Source organism: Pseudomonas sp. NPDC089743 (assembly GCF_044748785.1).
Lineage (GTDB): Bacteria > Pseudomonadota > Gammaproteobacteria > Pseudomonadales > Pseudomonadaceae > Aquipseudomonas > Aquipseudomonas putida_X.
This window is the reverse complement of the sequence record NZ_JBIVGS010000034.1, coordinates 1-5,916: the sequence shown is the minus strand read 5'-3', so window position 1 is coordinate 5,916 and position 5,916 is coordinate 1. Positions and strand designations below refer to the sequence as shown.

General features: G+C 62.0%; 7 protein-coding genes. All 7 read right to left on the bottom strand.

Annotated features, from left to right (window positions below; all coding sequences use genetic code 11):
• On the bottom strand, positions 1-2,084 hold a 2,084-nt coding region (locus tag ACIPZC_RS25935), incomplete at its 3' end, for a host specificity protein J (RefSeq protein WP_400630408.1).
• 57 nt (positions 2,085-2,141) lie between these two features.
• A complete protein-coding gene (locus ACIPZC_RS25930) occupies positions 2,142-2,723 on the bottom strand; it encodes a tail assembly protein (RefSeq protein WP_400630406.1) in 582 nt (193 codons plus the stop codon).
• 53 nt (positions 2,724-2,776) lie between these two features.
• A complete protein-coding gene (locus ACIPZC_RS25925; RefSeq protein ID WP_400630404.1) occupies positions 2,777-3,121 on the bottom strand; it encodes a hypothetical protein in 345 nt (114 codons plus the stop codon).
• A 32-nt stretch (positions 3,122-3,153) separates the two neighbouring features.
• Positions 3,154-3,909: a C40 family peptidase gene (locus ACIPZC_RS25920; protein ID WP_400630402.1), complete on the bottom strand. Its 756-nt coding sequence runs from the start codon at positions 3,907-3,909 to the stop codon at positions 3,154-3,156.
• Positions 3,910-3,911: 2 nt separating this feature from the next.
• A complete protein-coding gene (locus ACIPZC_RS25915; protein WP_400630400.1) occupies positions 3,912-4,661 on the bottom strand; it encodes a phage minor tail protein L in 750 nt (249 codons plus the stop codon).
• Positions 4,658-4,996 carry a phage tail protein gene (locus ACIPZC_RS25910; protein WP_400630398.1) on the bottom strand — a complete coding sequence of 113 codons (339 nt, stop codon included), beginning with the start codon at positions 4,994-4,996 and terminating at the stop codon, positions 4,658-4,660. Before ACIPZC_RS25910 ends, ACIPZC_RS25915 begins: the two co-directional genes overlap by 4 nt.
• The coding region (locus ACIPZC_RS25905) for a phage tail tape measure C-terminal domain-containing protein (protein WP_400630396.1) at positions 4,996-5,916 on the bottom strand (921 nt) is incomplete at its 5' end. The genes ACIPZC_RS25905 and ACIPZC_RS25910, both read right to left, overlap by 1 nt.

Below are 5,916 nucleotides of genomic sequence, written 5' to 3'. Positions count from 1 at the left end.
CGCACGCGGGCCAGGTAGGCGCCAGCGTAGATTCCAACCACGTCGACCGAGGTGGTGCCGGTGCGCTGCAGCCGTATCCAGTTGCCGTTGTCCTTGCGCCATTCCACGTCGTAGGCGACCGCGCCCTGCACCGCCGGCCAGGCGATGGTCATGGTGCTGACGGCTATGCCCTGGTCCACGGCATACGCCGAAGTCAGCGACACGCTGACAGGCGGCTGCACCGTGGTTACTGGAATGACGCTTATAGGGCGCTCATCCAGCTTGGCCCCGGTGTCGATCGCCGCGAACTTGCTCGGGTTGAACTCAAGGGCAGTGATCTCGTATTCGCCCTCCTCGGTGCGCGTCGTCTTCAGCACACGGTACAGCTGCACCGCCAGGTCGTCGTAGTCGATTGCCCACTGCAGCTCGGGCTCAGGCTGCACGCCGTATTCCGTGGTCACCGTCACTGCGCGCCCAGAAACCGACTGTACCGTGCGCGCCTGGGCGGTTCCGTTCGGCAGGTTCAGGATCAGGCGGTCGCCTGCCTTGATCTGCGTGTCCCGATCGAGCGTAACCACTCGGCCAGCAGCGGCAGCAATCCGACCGCCATTCGGGCGCCCGGCCACCAGTTCGTCAGCTACTGGGACGACGTAGCCAGGCAGCGGAATGCGGCCCTCCATGCCGGTTTTGAAGGTGACGGTACGGTCTTGGTTGTTGCTCAGCAGCGCCCACTTGCCTCGGCGCTGGGCTTCGGAGGCACGTGTGCAGCCAATGGCCGAGATTTCTACAGGACGGTCCCGGTACCGGCGCTGGAGCGCCAAATCGGTTACAGGGATTACATCGGTGTCGTAGTTGTTCGCCGGATTGTCGTAGCTGACCAGGGCGCGGCTGTAGTGCGTGTTGCGCTCGGCACCACCGTAGACGAATTCGCCGTCGATGACGTTGGCCCGGGTGAACACGTAGTCGATGTCCTGGGCGCGCGGCATGTCCGCTTGCATGAATAGCGAACCGTGGGCCCAGTACACCATGCCCCGGTAGATGGCCGACAGATCGCGCAGTAGGGTCCAGGCCTCAGCGCGGCCCTGCAGGTTCATGTCGCAGAGAAACCGCGGCTCCTGACCGCCCTGCCCGTTCGGTACCAGCTGATCGCAGTACTGCGCGATGCGGTACATCTCCCACTTGTCGACCATCCAAGACTTGATGCGCTTGCCCAGGCCGAAACGGTCTTCAACGCACAGGCCGTAGGTCACGAAGGCCGGGTTGTTGGTCCAGGCCTGCTTGAAGGTGCCGTCCCATACGCCGGTGTAGGTGCGGTTAACGGGGTCATAGTTGGTCGGCACCGGCCAGCGCTTAGCCTTGCATTTGACCGTCACGGCCGGGATGTTCTGGAACTGCTGGGCGTCGAACTCGATGTAGAGCAGCGCGGTATTCGGATACCGAAGTTTCTCGTCGATGATCTCGGTATAGCCGGCGATGGTCATCGTATCGGCCACTGTACCGCTGTTGGCATTCGGAGTGATGCGGCGCACGCGCAACAGCCAGCCCGACGAGGCCTTCGGCAAGTTGACGCGCACTGAGCGCTGGTAGCCGTTGGTGGTTTTGCCGTCCACCGCGCCCAGGTGGGCCTCGACATACGCGCCGCCGTCAGTAGCGATGTCGATGGCGTACTCGATGCGGTAGCCGTTTGTGTTGCCGCTGCTGTCCTGTTTGGCCAGGCGCGGCCACGACATACGCACGCGCACCGCCGAAAGTTGGGTGTTACTCAGCGCCCGTGTAAACGGGTTGTCGCTGCGCAGTTCGACGTTGACGGTGGTCTCGTTCTCCACCGCGGGGATACCCTGGATATATTCCTGCTCGACGGAGCCTGGGCGCCACTCCCACTTCACGCCCGGGAAGTTAACGTTGCCGCCGGCATCCATGATCGGCGTGTTGTCGAGGTAGATGTCGCGGTCGGTGGGCATCTCGTCGAATTCGCCCTCGCCCACAGCAAGTAGGATACTGGCGATATTTGTCGACTGAAGGCTGTCCGGCGCCTCAACGGGCGTCTTCGGCTTGCTGCTGCCGCCTTTAGCGCCAGCGATGTCCAGGTGCTGTGCTGCGCCCATTACTTTTCTCCAAGCATTAAAAAACCGCCCGAAGGCGGCTTGTTCGTTCAGCTGTGGCTACTTCTTATCTTCGGCGCGAATCGAGGCAGAGATGATCGCTCCGCCCCAGCGCCGCTCACCGATACAAATCGGGACAGGATTGCCGCTGGCGGTGGTGTTCTTAGCGCTGCCGAAGGCATACGACGGCAAGTTCTCGGGTGCCGCGCTCTGGGATAACCCCTTGGCCTGGGGGCTGAGCATCTGTATAACGCCGCCGGCGACCAGGGCAATACCTGGTCCTGCAGCCGCCTGAAAGCCGGGGATGAATGAGACAGCAATCAGAATTACGCCAATGATCGTCTGCAGAAGGCCGGCGCGCTTGCCCCCTTCGACGAGTGGAACAATTCTGATCTCCTGGACGCCGCCTCGGTCGAACTCCGACTCATCCACATTCTTCCCGTTACGGAATACCGCGAACCTCATGCCAAGGCGGTCAAGCCGTTTGATCTCCTCCTCAAAACCGTGGATCGTGGCCTTGAGTGCCTTGAAAGCCTCCCACGTTTTCCCTGTGTCCAGAATCTTCGGGTGCAGACGACCAAATTTCTGAGCCAGCGACCCAGAAAGCTTGATCATGACTCGATGCTCTGCGAATGCTGCCATGTTCCCTCCGGGCATATAAAAACCGCCCGTAGGCGGTTCGATTCTTCAAAGTCTTACAAGCAAGCGCGAACGGCCTTTTCGATGTCCCCTCTACCAAGACCCGGGGACCAGGGCATCCGCTGTTTCAACGTGACCGAGCTGCCAGCCTGTTCCTTCCGGATATCCAGCAGCTCGTCGGTCATATTGGTGTTGGCCACCCACAGCCGGTAGCCATCTGCGGTTTCAACCATTGAAGAGTCGGTCCGCGCAGCTTGCCATTTCGGAAAGACGCACAGCGCATAGCTCTTAGGGTCCTTCGAAGTCTTGGCACTGATAGTCGGGTCGTTTTTTTCTAAATCCGCCGGAGAAATACACCCCGCCAGCAACGCCATCCCCATAGCACCGATCAAAATTCGCATGTGATCCCTCCCTGAAAACCGGGAATGTACCATCACTTAGCATTCGAATGCCGCAGCACCAGGCGCGTCCGATCCAGCCACGGCCCGCCGTACACGATTACTTCAGATGGCCTACCGAGCAGGTGGTGCAACATGAATGGCCCAGGACCGAAGACCTGAGCATGCTCCTCCGGCAACTTCACTTCGGCGCCCAGGTAGATGCCCGCGTGGTTCGGGTGCGCGGTGCGCCCCACTGCCATGACAATCATGTCGCCGCGTTGTGGCTGGCTGACCTGATAGAAGCCGGCGTCCTCATAGGCTCGCTCATATAGACTCGGGCCGTCTGCCTGCTCCCACCACCCCTCCTCCCGGGTATAGGCCGGGAACTCCAAATCCCATTCCCGTTTGTACCAGTCAGCGCAGATCTGCCAGCAGTCCCAGGCACCGTGAACGAAGGGCCTGCCCAGCAGCGGCGTATGACCGGTCGGCGTGATGCTGCGCAGGTCTCCCTCTGGCCACGACAGGATGTGCCAGGGCAGCCCCGTCGCTTCGCACATGGCCAAGTCGCGAGGGGAAGGCCTGCTGGTCGCGTCCGGGTGCGAGTGGACGATGCCGATCACTTCGCCAAGGTCTTCCGCCTCCGCGTACTGCTCTGGCGCAATGCGGAACTCCTCAGCCGGATCGCTGGCAGTGTTCTCGCACGGCACGTAGCTATGCTTACGCCCCACCGCGACGATCAGCCCGCAACACTCGCGCGGGTAGACTGCCGCAGCGTGCGCTTGCACGGCGGCGAGGATGTGTTTGCGCATGGTCAGCTCCGTGCGATCAGGGAAACGGCTGGGAAGCCGCCAAAGGGCAGTTGGTTGCCTTGGCCAAAGCGAATTGTGCAGCCTGAATCGAGGCAGCCATTGCATTGATCCTTGGCAGGATCGTCCGTGGCGTTTCCGTCGAGGCCAAAGTAGGGGCCGGTGTATCCGCAGTTGGGGCCGCGGTAGCCCGCGGTCATCGCCCAGTGGCACAGCTGGGTCATCTGCCGGCCAATGGTCTCGCCGCCAACATCGCCGGGGCTGGCAAGCTCCCAAGCGACCGTGGTGCCGTTCTCAGATACTTTCTGATCGATGTACCAGACCTCAATCGCTTCCTCGGTAGGGTCGGCCTCCGGGTTGCCAGCGGGGAAGTTTGCCGCGTCCAAGTAGCGCGCCATGGTGTGACGCATGGTCAGCTTGAACTCGAGTAGGTTGTCGAAGGCCAGGCACAGTGCCGTGATCCTGCCGTTGACGTTACCCACCGTCAGCGTCGGTCGCACTGCCGTACCGTCCGAGTTTGCTTCAATGCCCTCGATCTGCATGGGCCAGGCGCCATACTCATTGCCCTGCCACCAGATCGACTTGGCTGGCAGCTGATCGGCGTTCGCGCCTGCCGCTGCAAGCTCTTGAGGCGTGTGCGGTATCGCATGTCCGTGGAATCTCAGGGTGTCCGCTCCGAAATCGGAACCGTCCAGCTCGAACAACAGGATTTCTGCACCGGGTTCCAGCTTCTGCAGCTGAGTGATCAAGGTCATGGATGAAATGCTCGTTCAAAAGTAGCTGTCAGCACCGCCACACCGCCCGGCTTTCGCTGCTGCCGGAATGTCTCGCACCGATACAGCCCAAGGACACCCTCGGGGTTCGTCCACAGAAATGACGTGGAGCCCCGGTGCCTCCGGATGAACGCCAGGATAGGCGCGACCTCGTCAGCCAGGCCGCCGAACGACAGCGACCAGGTGTCAGACTCGGCGTTCAGGCCATCGGTGGACACCTGGGCGTAGTTGTCACCGAACTGCGATTTCCGGGTGCGCAAGGTGCTGTCACCGCTGGCCTCGTCATCCGGCGCCCAAGTGAAGGTTTCGATCGCCATCAGCGTCTCCCGTTACTGTTTCGATAGCTCATCCCGCCGGCGCGCCAAGACGCGGCAATAGCCCGCTCAGCCACACCTTGCATCTGTTGCTGCATGTTCTGCTGCAGAGCTGTGCTATCCAGCTCCATGCCGTCGGAGCTCCGATCTTCCAACGTCACGGCAACCGGCACGCTGACCTGAACAACCGTCGAGCCACCACCCGTTCCGCCGACCATCTGCACGCCCAGCGATCCGTCCGCGCCGCGGGCAAGCGGCATAATCGCTTCGGGACCCGCCTCGCCCGCCACGCCAACGCCGCCTCCAGCTAGACCGAAAGGGGTCGGTGTATTGAGGATGCTGTTTGTGAAGGCCGCCCCTTTGGCGAAGAACTGAACGCCGCCATCCCAGCCGCCACCCTTGGCCTGCCTGACGCCGGACCAGTTGCTGAGATAGTCAGCGCTATACCCTGCCTGCGAGGCCCCGAGGTTCGACGATACGGCGCCCGCAGAGCCGGGCGTTATGCCGTTACCGGAGCCGCCGCCAAAGTAGTTCGATGCTGCAGATACCCCTAGCCCCACCAAACCACTCAACAGCGAACTCGCGGCCTGCTGGCTTGCGATCCTGGCCATGTCCGATAGAACGCTCACCGTGAAGCTCTTGAAGTTGGCCTTGCCGGTCATTGCGAATTCAGCAACTGCGTCGCGAGCGGTATTGAATCCAGTGGTCAGCATGTCGTCAGTGGCGCCGGCCACGTTCGCCGCATCGGCCTGGATGTTGGCCCATGCGCGCTTGGCGCCGTTGCGGTAATCGCGCTGCGCCTGCAGCCTCGCCTCGAAGCCGTCGACCTCCATCTGCAGCTCACGAGCCTGGTAATCAGCCAGATCTGCCAGCCGCTGCTGGTAGGCGTCCTGGCTGAGGCGGCGTGACACGTCCTCCTGCTG

What these genes read in the sequence shown, in the direction of transcription:
- ACIPZC_RS25930 (WP_400630406.1), bottom strand. Translation starts at nt 2,723, where the DNA reads ATGGCAGCATTCGCAGAGCATCGAGTCATGATCAAGCTTTCTGGGTCG.
- ACIPZC_RS25925 (WP_400630404.1), bottom strand. Translation starts at nt 3,121, where the DNA reads ATGCGAATTTTGATCGGTGCTATGGGGATGGCGTTGCTGGCGGGGTGT.
- ACIPZC_RS25920 (WP_400630402.1), bottom strand. Translation starts at nt 3,909, where the DNA reads ATGCGCAAACACATCCTCGCCGCCGTGCAAGCGCACGCTGCGGCAGTC.
- ACIPZC_RS25915 (WP_400630400.1), bottom strand. Translation starts at nt 4,661, where the DNA reads ATGACCTTGATCACTCAGCTGCAGAAGCTGGAACCCGGTGCAGAAATC.
- ACIPZC_RS25910 (WP_400630398.1), bottom strand. Translation starts at nt 4,996, where the DNA reads ATGGCGATCGAAACCTTCACTTGGGCGCCGGATGACGAGGCCAGCGGT.